The organism is Neobacillus niacini (genome assembly GCF_030817695.1).
In the GTDB taxonomy this organism is placed as follows: Bacteria; Bacillota; Bacilli; order Bacillales; family Cytobacillaceae; genus Neobacillus; species Neobacillus niacini_F.
Genome location: NZ_JAUSZQ010000002.1, coordinates 3,380,014 through 3,396,757, shown reverse-complemented (window position 1 = coordinate 3,396,757; position 16,744 = coordinate 3,380,014). Strand labels below are relative to the sequence as shown.

Genomic DNA, 16,744 nt, shown 5'->3' with positions numbered 1-16,744 from the left:
TATTGTATACCAAGAAGAACATTTAAAGGAGGAATTCATAGATGCCACAAATTCGATTTATTAATAGTAATAAGCAGTTAGACGTTCCGGAGGATTCCAATATTTTAAGAATGTCACTTCGCTATGATGGAGAGCTCCCGAATCGATGTGGAGGAGGGATTTGCGGCACCTGCGTTTTTAAGGCGGAGGAAGGTGCTGAATTCCTTGACAATGTTAAAATTCAAGAAAGAAGGAAGTTGGGCGAGGAATGGCTAGAGAAAGGGTATCGCTTAGGGTGCCAGACCTTTGTTACAAATGGGGATATTGAAATCTCATGGGATGATGAAATTACCAATCAAGTAAAAATGAGAAAACCAGATAAACTAAAGCAAGAAGTGGCTGCGAATAAGTAAGGATAATAATAAAACTCGATTATATCACTTGAGGTGAGAACATGTGGGTCTGTAGCACGCATATGAAAGAAGTGTTGACAAGATTAGATCTACCACATATTAGAAAAGCTCCCTATAAAATTAAATGCTCGCTATGTGAAAAAAGCGCATCTGCAAAAGTATATTATACTCATCAGACCTATAAGGCAACAAAAAATCAATATATGAATTTTCAAGAAAAATTAAGTTAACTTTGAAAACATAAAATGTAAGAAAGGGAAAGCAGTGGATGGCAAAACTAATCCACCGCTTTCCCTTTTTTAGTCAAAGAAGTTGTTAATTGTGAGAAAATTGTTCAAAATAGGATATGAAAAGTTTTCCTAAAAACGAGAGGGGTAATTGAAATGATAAAAGTAGTAGCAAAAGCCAAATTGAAACCAGGTGTAACGGTTGAGGAATATTTACTTCAGGCAAGAGAATTAGTGGCAGAAACCAGGAAAGAAGAGGGTTGTATCACTTATGCGCTTCATCAGGATATCAATGACCCTTCAATCGTTACTATGCTTGAAGAATGGGTAGATGAAGAAGCTCTAAATCAACATAATTTAGGAGATCATGTAAAAAGAATTGTGCCGGGGCTTAGAGAAATGCGGGAGAGTACTGAAATTAACATTTATAGAGAAGTAGAATAATCGTGGTGGTAGAGTGGGGGGAAACGTCATGAAGTTAGACAAAGTTCGTTGGGGCATTATCGGGTGCGGGGATGTAACAGAAGTAAAAAGCGGCCCGGCATTTCAAAAAGTTAACAACTCTGAGCTTGTTGCGGTAATGCGTAGAACAGGGGAGCTTGCGAAAGACTATGCGGAACGCCATCATGTTCCCAAATGGTATGACGATGCAGACCAACTCATAAACGATCCTGATGTAAATGCCATCTATATTGCTACGCCTCCTGGTTCGCATATGGAATATACTCTAAAGGCAGCTAAGGCAGGGAAACCTGTTTATGTAGAAAAGCCGATGGCACGCAATTTCGCTGAATGCCAAGAAATGATGGCTGCATGCGAACGAGCAGGAGTCCCTTTATATGTGGCATATTACCGCAGAGCACAACCACGATTTTTAAAAATAAAAGAGTTGTTGGAAAATGAGGCTATCGGTGATATTCGTTTTATATCTGCCACACAGTATCAAAAAGATTTGGAAGCCGGAAAAAAACCTGAACAGCTCTCATGGCGTGTTCAACCTGAATTAGCGGGTGGAGGATTATTTTTTGATTTAGCAAGTCATACCCTAGATATATTTGACTTTTTACTGGGACCGATAAAGAATGTACAGGGCTTTGCAGCAAATCAAGCGGGTTATTATTCTGCTGAAGATATTGTTTCAGGTACATATTTATTTGAATCTGGTGTACATGGTATAGGCAAATGGTGTTTTACTGCATTTGAGAATAAGGATTTAAATGAAATTGTAGGAAGCAAAGGGAAAATTACTTTTTCAACTTTTGGAAATGAACCAGTTAGATTGACAACCTCTCAGGGAACAGAAGAGTGGAGTTTCGAACCGCCAAAGCATGTTCATCAACCCCTAGTAGAAACCATTATATCTGACTTAACCAGTGGAAGCAGGAAATGTCCTAGCACAGGATATACAGGTTCCAGAACCAACTGGGTCATGGGAGAAATGGTAAAGAACTATTATCTTTAACTTGGCAGGTGTAGTGGTATGAACCAAAGCAAAATGGAAATCATTCCGTATCACCCTATTTATGCTGATCAAACCGTTGAAATGTGGCGGAATAGTAAAGAACAGGCACTGGGGCAGAAGGAAATACATAGCTTTGATGATCACGTTGATTTTTTAAATCAAATCCTAGCAAAACAATTTCAAGTAGAATTAGCATTAATGGGTGATAGAGTAGTTGGAATGATTGCTTATAATGAAAGAGAAATAAGCCAGCTTTATATTCATATAGACTATCAAGGAATGCGTATTGGTCAAACTTTACTAGAAAGAGCTAAGGAACAATCAACTGGGCGATTAACGCTATATACTTTTGAAGTGAATAAGAAAGCACAACACTTTTATGAAAAACATGGATTTAAGATGATCGGCAGAGGATATGAAAACGAAGAAGGTTTACCTGATATTCTTTATGAATGGAAATTAAAATAAATAAGTAGCAAAAAAAGTAACCAATGCAATAGGACTGGTTACTTTTTTAAGCTATTAAACTAATATAAGTCTTAAAGCTCCAATTAAGGCAAATCCAAGAATAAGTGTTTGAAAGGCTTTTTGCGGGATGAGAGGGACCACTTTAATTCCAATCACAGCACCTATTAAAATAGTAGGAATCAACCACATATTAAAGGTAATCGAATCAAACGTAATTAAACCTAAACTGATATAAAACGGTATTTTAATCAAATTCACGAACATGAAAAACCATGCCCCTGTACCAACAAACTCTTTTTTCGGCAAGCCTTTCATTAACAAGTAGATGGCCATTACACCGCCTGCAGCATTTCCGATCATCGTTGTAAATCCTGCCAAGATTCCCATGGAGAGAGTAAACCATAAGGACTTCGGCAGTGCCTTTGTAAACTTTTCGCCAAATCGTTCACGGCTGATATGCAAAATAATGAGTGCTAGTACGATGACACCAATCAGTGGTTTTAACTGATCACTGTTGATTTGATTTAGAACAAAATAACCGATAACGATTCCAATCAATACCCAGGGAATTAATGAAATAAGATATTTCCAAACTACATTTCGACGGTAAAAAATGACTGCAAACAGGTCACCGACGATTAGCATAGGTAATAAAATTCCTATAGATTCTTTTGCGGGAAATACGTACATTAGAATTGTGGCAACTAGAATACCCATGCTAGATACACCTGTTTTTGTAAATCCAATAAACACGGTGCTTAAAATAACTATAAACCATTCGATGTAGGATAATTCAAAAATGATGACTCACCTCAGTATTTAAATAATTCTCTATATTATTTTAAAGCAGAAAAGGATTAATTTCTATGTTTACTTTTTGGAATTTCAGCATGTATGAAAGATAAAGTAGTTCAATATCTATTGGTAAATGGTAATATTAAGGAAAAGTGTTATGTTAATAAGGGGATAATGAAATTGTCTTTAAAAGTAGGCGATATATCGTAATAAATGGGTGAAAGGAGTTGCGACATGAAAAGGATTGATGAACACTTTGAAACATCGATGGAGGCATGGAGTATGATGCAAAAGACTACAGGTGATGAAGGGGCAGAATGGGCAGAAAGATTTGAACGTTACTTTTATGAATTTATCAATGAATTAAAGAAATGGTGGACCACACTTAATCCAAAGCCAAAAGATATTGAAGAGGCTGAAGAGTTACCTGAAATAAAAAAGTGGATGGAAAGAATACCAGCTCCTGTACAACTTAATTTTCTTACTGAACTAGAGGATATTGTAGATGGAGTAGATACAGTGAGGTTCGATTGATCCATGGGATAGAAGTTTAAAAGTGAAAATAAGGAAAACTCCCTGAAAAATCGTGGTGAGTTTTCCATTTTTATAAATTTGTTTGCGATTAAACGTTACTAGCTCTTTTTGAATTTGCTGCCGTTACTCTTGGAACGTAGCTTAGTCATCAGATCATCTACTTCCCCCTGTTTTGTCTGAGTAGTTTGCTCGTCCATTTTCATCAATGTAATTTTGTTATTTTCGATGGTAATCTCGAAATAGGACTTTTCCTTGCTTCCTTCCGGCAATTCCTCGACTGGAACAATAAATTCTTTTTTGATTTCCTCTGCTAAAATAACAGCAAATTGATTGTCTTCGATTCTGTCTAAGTAGCCCTTAATGATCCTAACCTCCTGCGCAAGCAAGTCCTTGCGATTTTATATCTGCAATCCTTGCCGGTCCAATTCCTTTAATTCTTCCTAAATCATCCACCGAGGAAAACGGTCTTAAGTTAATTATATCTTGTGCACGGGCTGGCCCAATATGCATGATTTCCTGCAACTGTTCGATGGATGCTGTATTTATGTCGATACAATTGCCAGCAATCGGAGCAGGTTCCACTTTGACCTCATCTTTTGTTGCACTTCCGCTGCTCGAAGGTGTAATGGTTCCATCTTTTTTCGTCAGTATTTTAAAATCTTTTCCGTCTGTTTCTACAATTACAGTCCCGTGAACATCTGTCCCATAGAGCTGGATAGTAGAATTTTGAACAAGATTCACCACTTCTTCATTGGGGTGTCCATATGTATTGTTCAATCCGGCACTGTAAATCGCCACAGCTGGCTGCACTTCCCGTAAAAAATTGGGGTGCGTCGATGTAGAAGAACCATGATGACCAAGCTTCAGAATGTCAGCTTTAACATCGATACCACTTTGAAGCATTTTTAACTCATCATCCGTGGTCGCGTCCCCTGTTAAAATAAATCTGACGTCACCATAGGTTAGTTTTAACGAAATCGACTCTTCATTATCCTGTTCACTAATCGTTTTAGGATATAAGACATCAATGTGGAGCGGACCAACTTCAAACTGTTCTCCCATTCTCGGCTCATAATAGTCCACTTTTTTCGTATCAATCGCTTTTAACAGTCTTTGGAACGTTTGAGAAGGATTGGTGTTCCCTGATAACCATACCTCACCAACATTGAAGGTGTTAATGACCTGATCTAATTGCCCAATATGATCGGCGTCTGGATGTGTTCCTATCGCAATATCAATTTGTGATACCTTATGTGACCTGAGATATTGGATGACCTCATCACCAGTCCAGTTGCCTGCGTCAATAAGTATCGTAAAGTCTTCATTACCCTCAGAAAACTGAAACAAAGTTGAATCACCTTGACCGACGTCAATGAAGTGAGCTTTAAGTCCTGATAATTCGGAGGGTGCTACTTTACCTTCTTCAGGTGTTTCATCTTTTTCCCTTGGAACTGACTTTTCTATAATGTTTTCATTCCGTTGCGCTATATCTTTTGATTCATGGTGTTCTTGGCCACATCCACTTAAGAGAAATATAAGAATGAAGCTATATAGAGCAAAAAGGCAACGTTTCTGCATTCAATTCCCCCTTTTCACCTATTAGATTAACACAAATCAACCATTTTCAGACAATTCAAGTCTGCACCTATGTGTTTTCAGTCTATTCAAAAATAAAATAGGAGATGAGTATAAAATCAAAAGGGGGGAGAAGGTAGTTGGAAATCGTAGAGAGCAACGTTAAAGGGTAGAGTAATAGCTTCAACTGGTGAAGGTGATTTTATTATATGTAGTGTTTTATTTGTTTTTATTGGAGACAAGATACTGGAAATCATGTCTAAATAGTGCTGCAACGGTTTATTTTTTTGTATCTAGAGGTAAATCAAGGAAATAAATGGTATGATGTAAAAAATATATCATAGGAGAAGTGCGTAATCTTGATAAATTATAATGGCCGTAAGTTTGTTTCGATTGAAAATACAGAAAATGGAGAGGTTTCTTCACAAACAGTCTTTGAATATAAACAGGAAGGAAAAATAATCTCAGCAACCTACAGTGGTGGAGAAATCATACAGGGTGCATTAATTGGATTGATTCGGGAAGATGGTTGCTTAGAGTTCAGATACAATCATGTGAATTCGAGGGATGAAATTAGAGGAGGAAAATGTGTATCTACTCCTAGTATCTTGCCTGATGGAAGAATTAGACTATATGAAAAATGGATATGGCTTGACACTGAAAATGCTGAGGGAAGTTCCATAATAGAAGAAGTTAATAGGTAGTGCCAGGTACTGTCCAATACATTGGATGGTGCCTGACACTCGGACACTACTGTTCGAGTTAACTCTGCTCGATGTCATGAAGTCGCTCTAATATTCTTCGTTTTCGGAATAACATTTTGCCTACTTCGGCAACATCATTAATGGAAGAACGATTAATAAACGCGCCAAAAATCATGCCAGCAATCGGAATCATTTGAAATAGCTTTTTCCATCCGAAGGAATCTCGGTAAGTTGTAACCACTTCTCGCCATCCCTGCAATTGAGAGATCATTTGTTGGTTTTGTCCCCCTTTTCTAAAGGAAGAAAGATCCTCTAAAATAGCCTTTTTCCCAACAATATCCGAGGAAGTAAATTGCAGACATTTCACAATAAAAATTCTTTCAGATTTTTCTTTAGGGTCATATCCATAACAAATGGAGATTTCTTGTAGGACTTTCAACGATAAACCTAATAAAACGGGAATGTCAATGGCCAGCGTAAAAAGCCCGCCGATTCCAGTTGTTGCGCCTTGCACCGTTGCCATTTTCGTTCTTGAACTTCTTAGCTCATCCGCAATTTCATCCATTTTGCTAATGGGAACCCGTTCAAGTAAACCAATGTGAAGTTCATCGGATGACGAATTAGGTGCAAATTTCTTCAATATATTTTCTTCTTTAATTAAATACTGCCCGCCTGTCTGGATGTAGTTTCCGATTTCATCGATGGCCAAGCCGATTTTATCCTGAATGAATTTTGGGGTTAGCTTATCAAGCAGCATGAAAGGCAAACGGCCAATTCTTTCCCAAAACCATAAATCCTTCTGTTCCTTTTCCCAAGCTTCAATCTTTTTCAATTCATCCTTTAAATAATCTATCGATTCTACCTGATTCAATATATTTCCACTCCATCTTCATAATTGTAAATAGGTTCCTTTGTATATACGGTAAAACATTTACAAAGTTTCATCCTTCATTTATACAGATATTTACGAAGGAATAATTCAAGCAAAATGTAAATATTTATATTAAAAGTAAGTCTGTCCATCCCTGTAAGATTCTAGAAGGGAGTAAAGTCTTTGAATCGGAATCGAAATAGAAATGTTCAATTAACTATTTTTCTTCTATTTTGCTTACTCATTATTCTGATCGTTCATGCGATTCTTCATATTAAAATTTATATTGTGTACAGCACAGGACTTGGTCCTATATTTGTCATTGGATTGATCATTTTCCTGATTGTCCTCCTATATTACAAAGGATGAGGAATTTAACAAATAATTTGAATTTATAACTTTAAAATGGTAGAATATAGCTCCATTGTGAAAGAAAACATCTGCAAAAAAAATGTAGATGTTTCTTTTTGTGCCTGTTCGATAGTCGGAAACTTTTATTTGGAGAGGTGGCGGTCTAAAAGAATGAGTTCAGAAAAACAAAAATCAGTTCGTGACCATAAAGATTATCAATTAGAAATTGAGCGCTTAGAGTTTACCAAGGAATACATAAAAAATGTTTTGGAAATGTCAAAGGGTAATAAAGAACAGTTCGTAGAAAACTTGAAGGAAGCATTTGCCGAACTGGACACTTCAGACAGCAGTTTAAGTTACATGACCTTACTAACGAATGCTCAGTATTTAGAATTGGCACAGAGTGAATTGGAAAGATTGGCGAGCGTCATTGGGAAACCGTACTTTTCGAGAATTAATTTTAAAAGCAGCGGTGATACCGATGAAGAAATTCTGTATATTGGGAAAGCCTCACTGTTCGACCGTGTCAATCAAATCCCTATTATAGTGGATTGGCGGTCTCCGATTGCTAATGTTTACTATGATGGCCGGCTAGGGGAAGTTACCTATGATGCCTATGGCGAAACCCAAAGTGGTTTTTTATCTCTTAAGAGACAATATGAAATCGAGGACGGTTTTCTAAAAGAGATAAGTGATATTGATTTAACCACACATGATGAACTATTGCAGAAATCCTTATCTGGTAAAGCGGACAACCGGTTAACCGAAATTGTCGCGACCATTCAAAATGAACAAAATGACGTCATTCGAGCCTCTCTTAAACATCCGATCATCGTTCAAGGGGCTGCTGGCAGCGGTAAAACAACGATCGCACTCCATAGAATTTCTTACTTTTTATATTCTTCCGGATATCGATTTCCTCCAGAAAAATTAATGATTCTTGCTCCAAACCGATTATTTATTGATTACATTTCCGCCGTACTCCCTGATTTAGGTGTAAACAAGATTAAACAAACTACCTACATAGATTTTATGAGAAATTGTCTCGGGAAGAAAATTAAATTATTAACCCCAAACTCAAAATTAATGGCCCTCATGAAAGGGGAAGAAAAATCAAAATGGTTACAGTGGGTTTCGGGTTATAAAGGATCCCTGGATTTTAAAGAACTGATCGACAATTATGTAAAAGAAATCGAACATAATCTAGCACCAACAAAGGATTTTATTATTGAGAAATCGCTTCTGATGAGAGGGCAAAAAATCAATAAACTATTTTTAAAGGAATTTAACTACTTACCCATCTATAAAAGACTAGATAAAATAAAAAATTTATTAGCAAATGATTTACGATTAAAAAAATCCATCATCTTAACCAAGATTAATAGTAAATATGATGAGGCTTTAGAAAAGGCACTTTACAGCACCAGGATGAATGCTGATAAAAGAAAAGAAAAAGTCGTCACCATCATGGATATAAAGGAAAAACGCATTCGTACCGTAGAGCAGGAATCGAAGGCGGCGATAAAAAAGTATATGGATCCTTTTGCAAGAAAAGATATTTTTATATTATATAAGGAACTGATGACATCAGCTGAACTTTTACAAAAATACTCACACACTCTCACAGAAAAAGAATGCAAGAAACTCAGCCTATATAGTCAAAAGATTTTTGCCAAAAAAGCACTCGAACTCGAGGACTTAGCTCCATTGTTTTATATGAAGTCGAAACTAGAGGGCATTGATGAACCATTTAAAATGAAAAGTATATTCATCGACGAGGCACAGGACTACAGCTATTTCCAATTTGCTGCAATGAAAGAAGGGTTCGAAACAGACTTGTTTACGATTGTGGGGGATTTAGCCCAAGGGATTCATTCCTATCGAGGGTTAAACAGCTGGGAGCCATTAGTCACGGAAATTTTTCCAAATGCAAATTATCATGCTTTACAAAAGAGTTATCGAACCACCGTTGAAATCATGCATTTAGCGAATGACATTCTTGCGATTATGGGCAAAGACTTGCCAATCGTACAACCAGTTATCCGGCATGGTGACAAACCGCGCTTTACAAAAATTGACACTAGTAACCTTCAAGATGTAAAAGAATTATTAGAACAAGATATTCATTTTCTCAAGGGACAAGAACTCAACTCGATTGCAATTATTGGAAAAAACGACAGCGAATGCCTAAGTATATATAAGCTGCTGGAAAATAGCAATCTGCCAATTCAGCTGTTAGAAGAAAAAGAAGATATGAAAAAGGGGAGCGTTGTGATTGTACCATCTTACCTTTCAAAGGGATTGGAATTTGATGCGGTACTTATTGTCACCTTGGAAGAAGCATATTCCGAAGAAGAGTTAGATATCAAATTGTTGTACGTGGCCATGACAAGACCTATGCATAGGTTGTATTTATATGGGAGCTTGCTATCGGACATGTTATTAGACAATGTTACATCCGTTCATTTTGATCAGTAATAAAATTAAGAAAAGTGCCAGGCACCCTCCATTTTGAGATGCACCCCGAAAGTTAGAGTGAAATCTAGCTTTCAGGGTGTGTTTTTTTATGTATAAATAAATTTAAAGGGTCGCCGTAAAATACAGTTCGTTGTAAAAAAAACATTTTTTAAATCTTTTTAGAATTTGGCACCGAAAATTTTCCTTTGTGAAGTAATTAAGATACTCCTTTTCACATTGAATGTACTCACCTTTATCATTTGATTTCATGAACCAATTGCTGACCGGTGATTTTTCAAAAAAGCAAGGTTCTAATACTACAATTCTGCCATCGGGTTTTAAGACACGTTTGAATTCTTTTACATAGCCTTTGATCATTTCTGGAGGTATATGGTGAAGTACGGCAATAATTAAAATATAATCAAAGCTATTGTTTTCTGCAGGAAGTTCATTCCCTTTAAATGCTTCAAAGCGGTACTGATTGTACAAACGTTTAGCATATTCGATACGATACGAATCTGGGTCGATCCCAAAGTAATAATCAGGAGAACATAGGGTGCAATTTGCCCCGGTTCCTGCACCAAAATCCAGCACTTTTTTATCTGTAAAATTAAAATGCTGCTCAATGTTATTTTGAATATAGATTTTTGTCAGCCATTTAGGCCGAATCAATGAGTGATAAATTCTTGGTGATAATTGCAATCGGCTACACCTGCACTTTTATTTTCGATAGGTTTATCGGTCTGTTTTATAGTTTTACTTTTAATCCTTCCTTTTTTGAAAGAACAATTTTAGGTTAAGTTGGATAACGATTTTTTATGTCTGCCATTTACATCCAACAAGAACTCCATTAATTCCCGGTAATATTTCCTTCTCTATTCCTTTATAATAGAAACGGAGGAGGAGATACTATTGTTATTATTCTTTTTAATTCTAGTTTTTTTAGGTACTTTGCTCCTTTTCAATCGAGCTTATAAAAATACTCATAAAGTCGCTTTAAATAAAGTTAATTTACCTACTATTCATCTTAATCATTTACAGGGACCAAAATTAAATATCTTACAAATCTCAGATATGCATTTGGAGAAAATTTCTATTTCACCAGAACAACTTTACAAAAAGCTCGCGGGAGAGAAGATAGATTTAATTGCTCTAACTGGGGACTATCTCGATAAAAGACGCAGTATTCCAAGACTAATTCCATACTTGAAGGTATTTAACGATTTGAACCCACGTTATGGTATTTATGCTGTGTTTGGAAATCATGATTACAAATTAAAACAAACGGACTTTATATCATTGAGGAGCTTAATGGAAGAGCATGGCTGTATTACGCTTCAAAATGAGAATAAGACCATTTTTGTAGAAGGAAAACCCCTTCATATAATTGGAATTGACGACTTACACACAAAAAGAAGCGACCTGTCATCATCATACGCTGGGCTAAATGAGGGATATCATTTAGTTTTAACTCATGATCCTAACATCGTTCTCAAGATGAAAGATTGGTCATTTGATTATCTTCTATCAGGACACTTCCATGGTGGCCAAATCTACTGGCCAAAGCCATATCATTTAGCGAAACTAGGAAGATCGATGATGAAAATGGATATGATTAAAGGACTGCATTATTATGAGGATAAACCTTTTTATATTAGTGAAGGATTAGGACAAACATCCGTTAATATTAGAGTTGGCAGTCGTCCTGAGATAACACTTCACCAACTATCTATAAATACAATGAAACAAGTAGAAGATCAAAAGGCGGTTTAATTAAAGTTGTTTCAAGATAAAAAGACCTGATTCATTATAGAAACAGGTCTTTTTTATGTAAGTACGAAAACTATAAAAACAGTGCCAGGCACCATTCAATACGAATGGTGCCTGGCACTGTTTTTTATTTTTTAATTAGTAAATTTTTAATTAAGTTAACACCGTGCACCTGCCTTTGATTCGAACAACCAAGCGTTACTTGTAAAAGTTAGCTCAAACTAGGCTCCCCCGCGGCACATAGTAGTGACTACTTATGGCTGCTTCCTTCCGGACCTGACCAGATTCATAGGTACCATTGCGCAGGACCAAGTTTTTCAACACTATTTTTACAAGGCAGACCTTACCAAATCAAACCTCGGGCAGGAGTTCAACCCCGCTATGGCGGATTGCGGGTTACAGGGCACCGCCAACTCCCCGTCTAGCACGGTATGTATCGGCTAGACTATTGCTTATGTTTGGATGTTTGTTTGTGTAGTGCCGGCGCATGAAATGGCTGTAAGCCAGGTTCTGTTCCTGCGTGCTCAAACGATGCCAATCTCGCACATCAGGTGTAATCATATGACTATCAGTCACGAAGACTGATCCATCCGTTTGGTTCATAATTCCCTCAGGATGGTGCCCCTACCAAAGTTTGGGTTGCTCGCTCGTGGGGTTTACCCGTTCCATTTCTTCTGTTTCCAGAAGAATTCGTCACTGTGGCACTTTCAGGGTACTCTCAGCATATCCATCAAGGACTTAGCATAATTTCCCCGCCGTCAGCAGTATAAAGACTGCTGCCCACCTTTGCAGATGGCACGAACACTCCGGGCATCTCAGCACCGGGCGAGCCTGGACTTTCCTCAACTCATGTAAACATGAGCCGCGATTACTCACCATTTCATGTTTTTTTGTTATCGACTACGTTAATCAATATACCATAAGAAAGATAAAGTGGTCATTAGGAGAACTGCTCCAGAGATGGAATATAAAGGGTTGTTTAAATGACAAAAACTTTCTTAGTAATCAATATGCCATATTATTGCCATTAGGGTACGCAGTCATAAAGAAAAAGGAGATTGACATAGATTTACCATATTTGGGAGAAAGTATTGGAAAAAAGGTCAAATGGAGAAAAAAATGAAATCTATTTTTCGTGGTATAAAGAGACACATAAAAAAAGACTTGAAACAGGTTCCTTCTGATCAGAAGCCCAAACCCTTTGTAGGGGTATTTGCTTCAATAGATGAAAACATTTCATTTATTAAAAATACATTTTCTTGTTCAGATGATTTAATAATCAAGGAATTCATTGTAAGAAATAAACGGGGAATTCTTGTCTTTTTAAATACGATGACAGATTCGGATAAGATTCAAAATAATATTTTAAGCCCTGTTCTGGAAGTGAATGTTGACAAGCTCGAAAGTGTACTTAAAACTAAATTTCTAAAATCAAATAACTTAATCAAAGCGAAAGAAGAACTTTTAAATGGATCCTGTATCATCCTCTTTGATAAAGACCAAGAATTTTACAGGTTGGACGTGGCTATTTCCAAAGATCGGGCAGTCATAGAACCTAATAATGAACAAGTGATACAAGGATCTCATGAAGGTTTTATCGAAAATCTATTGATCAATCTCCATTTAATTCGAAAATCGATAAGAACTTCAGACTTAGTGATGGAAAATTTATCAGTGGGTGAGCATATTCAATCCAAACTAACCATGGTTTATATGAAAAACCTTGCAAATAAAGAAATAATTAAAGAATTTAAACGCAGGATCAATTATATTTCTATGGATCATATACCCAGTATTGGATCTCTTCAGGAATTAATAGAAGATTCTACCTGGTCACCTTTTCCACAGATTTTAAGTACAGAGAGAGTAGATCGTGTAATAGGTCATTTGAATGAAGGAAGAGTTGCGATATTTATGGAAGGAAGTCCTTCTAGTTTACTAATACCCGTCACATTTTTTGCCTTTTTTCACTCACCTGATGATTATAATTCACGTTGGATGATTGGAACGTTTATCCGTTCCATGAGACTTATGAGTATTGCGATTGCTGTTAATTTACCTGCTATTTACATTGCCGTCATTGGTTTTCATTTCGAAGTACTGCCGGATGATTTAGTTCTCCCGGTTGTAAGTTCTATTCGAAATATTCCATTTCCTCCATTAATTGAAGCACTAGTCATGGAGTTGACCATTGAGCTGATTCGTGAAGCCGGGGTACGGCTGCCAGCTAGAATTGGCCAAACAATTGGTATTGTAGGGGGGCTTGTTATTGGTGATGCGGTTGTCCGTGCTGGACTGGTTTCGAATACCATGATTGTAGTTGTAGCGATTACGGCGGTTGCAGCCTACAGCATCCCTTCAACAGAAATGAGCGATGCTGTTCGATTTTTGCGTTTTCCCCTTATGGTTCTTGCTTCAACCTTTGGATTTGTAGGGATTGTTTTTGGATTTATGTTTACTCTAGCTCATTTATGCCGGTTAGAGTCATTTGGTGCACCTTATTTTGCACCTTGGGCACCATTTCGATTAAAAGATATAAAAGATACTTTTATTCGTTTACCACTGTGGAAATTTAATACGCGTCCGCTCGATTCAAATCCGAAAATGTTGAGACAGCAATCCTTGTCAAGAGGGTGGAAGACTAATGATACGAACCGCGAATAAAATCACAAATAAACAGCTAGTATTTATGATTATTCAGGCGCAAATTGGTGTAGGAATATTATCATTGCCACATGATGTAGCATTAATAGCTAAACAGGATGCCTGGATTTCAACTATAATAGCAGGAGTCTTGTCCCAGGCGATTATTGTTGTCCTTTGGGGACTTTGCAGGAAATTTCCTGATCTTTCACTGTATCAAATATTTCCGAAATTACTAGGGAGAGTTTTCGGGAAAATACTGATTTTCAGTTATTCCTTGTACTTTATGGTAACAGGGAGCTTAGTTCTAGCGAGATATAGTGACATTATTGATAAATGGATTTTGCCGCTTACCCCTAATTGGATCACTATGCTTTTAATGCTCTTAACCTGCATTTACATCGTCAGTGCAGGTTTAACCAGTATTGCAAGATTCTACGTACTGGTATCGCCAATTTTGATTGTATTAGTAGCGTTGATTTCGTATGCGATGAAAGATGCGAACTTACTGTATCTCTTTCCAATAGGGGGACATAGCATACCAACAATATTGAGAGGTTCAAAAGAAGCGGCTTTTTCAATGTTGGGCTTTGAACTTTTTCTCTTTATCCATCCCTATGTTCATTCTTCCGGAAAAGAGAAGCTAATCGCCATCACGACAGCAAATATCTTTGTCACAATCTTTTATACCTTTATGGTGATAGCAAGTATTATCTATTTCGAACCCAATGTGGATATTGCACTGACTCCTGAGCCATTATTGTATATGATTAAAGCTTATTCGTTTCAGGTTCTCGAAAGGACAGATTTATTTTTCTTATCACTCTGGCTTGTCATCGTTGCTACTTCCATTGCAAACTGGCTATTATTATCCTCAATGGGGCTGGCCAGCCTTGTTCGAAAAAAACACTATACTCGTTTTCTCCCGATTGTTGGTGGGATCTATTTAGTGTTGGCCCTTATCCCCGATCAAGGAAAGGACTTTGAACGTTTTAATCAGGTACTTGGGCCTTCGCACTATATTTTTATTGTCATTATACCTGTACTTCTATTCATTCTTTCATTTATTTTGACAAAAAAAGAAGTGGTGAATAAGACATGAAAGGCAAAAAGCCTATCTTGGTAGTTATATGTTTATTACTTACTGGCTGCTGGGACCAGCACCTGATGAAAAATGCGGTATTGGTTCAGATTTTAAGTTTTGATTTAACTCCGAAAGAAGAACTTTTATTAGGGGTCTCCATTCCTGTCATTGAGGAGTCCTCCGGGGGTCCGCAAGCCATGGTGAAAAGTGAAACATTTTCTGCTAGCGGTCATACACCAAGGGACAGCCGTCTAAAAATCGACCGTGAAATTGCTGGAATATTAGATACGTCTAAAAATAAATTGATCCTGTTCGGCGAACGAATGGCTGGTACCGGTATTTATTCCTCGTTGGATGTCATTTGGAGAGATCCACGAAATTCACTGGGTGCTACACTAGGGGTTGTGGAAGGGGAGGCAGTTGATCTACTTGGTATTAAACCAAAACATGAGACAAACGTAAGCGAATATATACAAGACGCTCTCACCAGCGCAGAAGAAAACTCGGTCATTCCAAATCAAACGATCCAGACCCTGGCTTCAGAATTGATTGATCCGGGAGAAGATACCGTCCTGCCTTTCCTTAAAATGAATAAAAAGAAAAGCGCAGTGGTTGTAGGATTAGCCCTAATGGATGATAAAAAATATAAAGCAAATATACCACCACAAGAATCAACCCTCCTGCTTTTATTGAATAACAAAAAAGGAAAAAACGCACGATTTACAAAACAAGTAAATAATGATAAGCAGCACGTAGTAAATGATTATATGTCCTTTAATGTCCAAGATATGAAAAGAAAATTAAAGGTTCAAGTTAAAGATAGAGAGGTATTTGTTTCGTTAAAGTTAGATTTAAAGATAAGCGTTGAAGAGTACCCAAAGGGGGATGTTCCAAAGGATATAGAACGTCTAAATAAGTTATTATCAAAAGAGCTTACTGAAGACGCGAAACAGGTTATAGCAAAAATGCAGCAGGCGAATTGTGACGCATTTGGAATTGGAAGGAGACTGATCGCGTTTCACCCCAAAACCTGGGAAGTTCAAGATAAAAAGGAATATTTTAAGAATATAAAATTTAATACCATTGTCGAAGCTGAAATAATCAAACACGGAATTGTCAGGTAACGATTAAAATTAGAAACCACGAGCTCCAAGTAGCTTCGTGGTTTTTTTACTGTCTGGTTACTTTCCGGAGTTGTTTCTTTAATCAGCCACCCCAAGGGCTGCCACCACCATAACCGCTGCCGCCATAATAAACGCCGTAACCGAAATCACAACAAGCTGCACAAATAATAATTAATAGGATGAACAGTACGACTATTAACGGAAAACTTAGTTCGAATCCTTCACTCATTTGAATACCTCCTTTTTCTGGGAAGAATACATCCTATGACATTCGCCTAAGTATTGAT

17 protein-coding genes and 2 other RNA genes are annotated in these 16,744 nt (G+C 37.1%); 11 read left to right on the top strand and 8 right to left on the bottom strand.

Annotation, left to right across the window (positions count from 1 at the left end; translation table 11 throughout):
• Positions 1 to 41 precede the first annotated feature (41 nt).
• From QFZ28_RS17215 to QFZ28_RS17200, 4 genes are all read left to right on the top strand, one after another.
• The gene (locus QFZ28_RS17215; RefSeq protein WP_307195777.1) at positions 42 to 392 is read left to right on the top strand and encodes a 2Fe-2S iron-sulfur cluster-binding protein; all 351 of its coding nucleotides are present in this window, start codon (positions 42 to 44) and stop codon (positions 390 to 392) included.
• Positions 393 to 775: 383 nt separating this feature from the next.
• The gene (locus QFZ28_RS17210; protein WP_307195776.1) at positions 776 to 1,063 is read left to right on the top strand and encodes a putative quinol monooxygenase; all 288 of its coding nucleotides are present in this window, start codon (positions 776 to 778) and stop codon (positions 1,061 to 1,063) included.
• Positions 1,064 to 1,091: 28 nt separating this feature from the next.
• A complete protein-coding gene (locus tag QFZ28_RS17205) occupies positions 1,092 to 2,081 on the top strand; it encodes a Gfo/Idh/MocA family protein (protein ID WP_307195775.1) in 990 nt (329 codons plus the stop codon).
• 18 nt (positions 2,082 to 2,099) lie between these two features.
• The gene (locus QFZ28_RS17200) at positions 2,100 to 2,549 is read left to right on the top strand and encodes a GNAT family N-acetyltransferase (RefSeq protein ID WP_307195774.1); all 450 of its coding nucleotides are present in this window, start codon (positions 2,100 to 2,102) and stop codon (positions 2,547 to 2,549) included.
• A 54-nt stretch (positions 2,550 to 2,603) separates the two neighbouring features.
• Here the strand turns inward: QFZ28_RS17200 and QFZ28_RS17195 are convergent, their stop codons facing one another.
• Positions 2,604 to 3,302: a sulfite exporter TauE/SafE family protein gene (locus QFZ28_RS17195; protein WP_307195773.1), complete on the bottom strand. Its 699-nt coding sequence runs from the start codon at positions 3,300 to 3,302 to the stop codon at positions 2,604 to 2,606.
• Positions 3,303 to 3,578: 276 nt separating this feature from the next.
• Between QFZ28_RS17195 and QFZ28_RS17190 the strand changes: the two genes are divergently transcribed.
• Positions 3,579 to 3,878: a hypothetical protein gene (locus QFZ28_RS17190; protein WP_307195772.1), complete on the top strand. Its 300-nt coding sequence runs from the start codon at positions 3,579 to 3,581 to the stop codon at positions 3,876 to 3,878.
• A gap of 98 nt (positions 3,879 to 3,976) precedes the next feature.
• On the opposite strand, the gene QFZ28_RS17185 is transcribed toward QFZ28_RS17190, so the two are convergent.
• Complete coding sequence (locus tag QFZ28_RS17185; RefSeq protein ID WP_307195771.1) at positions 3,977 to 4,264, bottom strand: DUF3006 family protein; 288 nt, start codon at positions 4,262 to 4,264, stop codon at positions 3,977 to 3,979.
• Positions 4,245 to 5,456, bottom strand: coding sequence for an MBL fold metallo-hydrolase (locus QFZ28_RS17180; RefSeq protein ID WP_307195770.1), 1,212 nt, complete (start codon positions 5,454 to 5,456; stop codon positions 4,245 to 4,247). The genes QFZ28_RS17185 and QFZ28_RS17180 overlap by 20 nt, the downstream gene beginning before the upstream one ends.
• Positions 5,457 to 5,812: 356 nt before the next feature.
• Here QFZ28_RS17180 and QFZ28_RS17175 point away from each other — a divergent pair, with 356 nt between their 5' ends.
• Entirely contained in the window at positions 5,813 to 6,157 is a 345-nt protein-coding gene (locus QFZ28_RS17175) for a n-acetylglutamate synthase (RefSeq protein WP_307195769.1), read from the top strand.
• Between the two features lie 58 nt (positions 6,158 to 6,215).
• Here the strand turns inward: QFZ28_RS17175 and QFZ28_RS17170 are convergent, their stop codons facing one another.
• Positions 6,216 to 7,028, bottom strand: a complete 813-nt coding sequence (locus QFZ28_RS17170; protein ID WP_307195768.1) for an EcsC family protein — start codon at positions 7,026 to 7,028, stop codon at positions 6,216 to 6,218.
• 522 nt (positions 7,029 to 7,550) lie between these two features.
• Between QFZ28_RS17170 and helD the strand changes: the two genes are divergently transcribed.
• Entirely contained in the window at positions 7,551 to 9,857 is a 2,307-nt protein-coding gene (gene helD, locus QFZ28_RS17165; protein WP_307195767.1) for an RNA polymerase recycling motor HelD, read from the top strand.
• Between the two features lie 102 nt (positions 9,858 to 9,959).
• Here helD and QFZ28_RS17160 read toward each other — a convergent pair whose 3' ends face one another.
• Entirely contained in the window at positions 9,960 to 10,538 is a 579-nt protein-coding gene (locus QFZ28_RS17160; protein ID WP_307195766.1) for a class I SAM-dependent methyltransferase, read from the bottom strand.
• A 210-nt stretch (positions 10,539 to 10,748) separates the two neighbouring features.
• On the opposite strand from QFZ28_RS17160, the gene QFZ28_RS17155 reads away from it, so the two are divergent.
• Positions 10,749 to 11,609: a metallophosphoesterase gene (locus tag QFZ28_RS17155; RefSeq protein ID WP_307195765.1), complete on the top strand. Its 861-nt coding sequence runs from the start codon at positions 10,749 to 10,751 to the stop codon at positions 11,607 to 11,609.
• A 161-nt stretch (positions 11,610 to 11,770) separates the two neighbouring features.
• Here QFZ28_RS17155 and ffs read toward each other — a convergent pair.
• Positions 11,771 to 12,036: signal recognition particle sRNA large type (ffs, locus tag QFZ28_RS17150), an RNA gene on the bottom strand.
• A gap of 64 nt (positions 12,037 to 12,100) precedes the next feature.
• An RNA gene (gene rnpB, locus QFZ28_RS17145) (RNase P RNA component class B) lies at positions 12,101 to 12,486 on the bottom strand.
• Between the two features lie 227 nt (positions 12,487 to 12,713).
• Here rnpB and QFZ28_RS17140 point away from each other — a divergent pair.
• From QFZ28_RS17140 to QFZ28_RS17130, 3 genes are read left to right on the top strand one after another with little or no spacing between them, the layout of a single operon-like run.
• Entirely contained in the window at positions 12,714 to 14,270 is a 1,557-nt protein-coding gene (locus QFZ28_RS17140) for a spore germination protein (protein ID WP_307195764.1), read from the top strand.
• A complete protein-coding gene (locus QFZ28_RS17135; protein WP_307195763.1) occupies positions 14,251 to 15,351 on the top strand; it encodes a GerAB/ArcD/ProY family transporter in 1,101 nt (366 codons plus the stop codon). Before QFZ28_RS17140 ends, QFZ28_RS17135 begins: the two co-directional genes overlap by 20 nt.
• Positions 15,348 to 16,457: a Ger(x)C family spore germination protein gene (locus QFZ28_RS17130; protein WP_307195762.1), complete on the top strand. Its 1,110-nt coding sequence runs from the start codon at positions 15,348 to 15,350 to the stop codon at positions 16,455 to 16,457. The genes QFZ28_RS17135 and QFZ28_RS17130 overlap by 4 nt, the downstream gene beginning before the upstream one ends.
• Positions 16,458 to 16,539: 82 nt before the next feature.
• Here the strand turns inward: QFZ28_RS17130 and QFZ28_RS17125 are convergent, their stop codons facing one another.
• On the bottom strand, positions 16,540 to 16,686 hold the full coding sequence (locus QFZ28_RS17125; RefSeq protein ID WP_307195761.1) for a YjcZ family sporulation protein: 147 nt from the start codon (positions 16,684 to 16,686) through the stop codon (positions 16,540 to 16,542).
• Between the last annotated feature and the right edge of the window lie 58 nt (positions 16,687 to 16,744).

What these genes read in the sequence shown, in the direction of transcription:
- QFZ28_RS17215 (WP_307195777.1), top strand. Translation starts at nt 42, where the DNA reads ATGCCACAAATTCGATTTATTAATAGTAATAAGCAGTTAGACGTTCCG.
- QFZ28_RS17210 (WP_307195776.1), top strand. Translation starts at nt 776, where the DNA reads ATGATAAAAGTAGTAGCAAAAGCCAAATTGAAACCAGGTGTAACGGTT.
- QFZ28_RS17205 (WP_307195775.1), top strand. Translation starts at nt 1,092, where the DNA reads ATGAAGTTAGACAAAGTTCGTTGGGGCATTATCGGGTGCGGGGATGTA.
- QFZ28_RS17200 (WP_307195774.1), top strand. Translation starts at nt 2,100, where the DNA reads ATGAACCAAAGCAAAATGGAAATCATTCCGTATCACCCTATTTATGCT.
- QFZ28_RS17190 (WP_307195772.1), top strand. Translation starts at nt 3,579, where the DNA reads ATGAAAAGGATTGATGAACACTTTGAAACATCGATGGAGGCATGGAGT.
- QFZ28_RS17180 (WP_307195770.1), bottom strand. Translation starts at nt 5,456, where the DNA reads ATGCAGAAACGTTGCCTTTTTGCTCTATATAGCTTCATTCTTATATTT.
- helD (WP_307195767.1), top strand. Translation starts at nt 7,551, where the DNA reads ATGAGTTCAGAAAAACAAAAATCAGTTCGTGACCATAAAGATTATCAA.
- QFZ28_RS17140 (WP_307195764.1), top strand. Translation starts at nt 12,714, where the DNA reads ATGGAGAAAAAAATGAAATCTATTTTTCGTGGTATAAAGAGACACATA.
- QFZ28_RS17135 (WP_307195763.1), top strand. Translation starts at nt 14,251, where the DNA reads ATGATACGAACCGCGAATAAAATCACAAATAAACAGCTAGTATTTATG.
- QFZ28_RS17130 (WP_307195762.1), top strand. Translation starts at nt 15,348, where the DNA reads ATGAAAGGCAAAAAGCCTATCTTGGTAGTTATATGTTTATTACTTACT.
- QFZ28_RS17125 (WP_307195761.1), bottom strand. Translation starts at nt 16,686, where the DNA reads ATGAGTGAAGGATTCGAACTAAGTTTTCCGTTAATAGTCGTACTGTTC.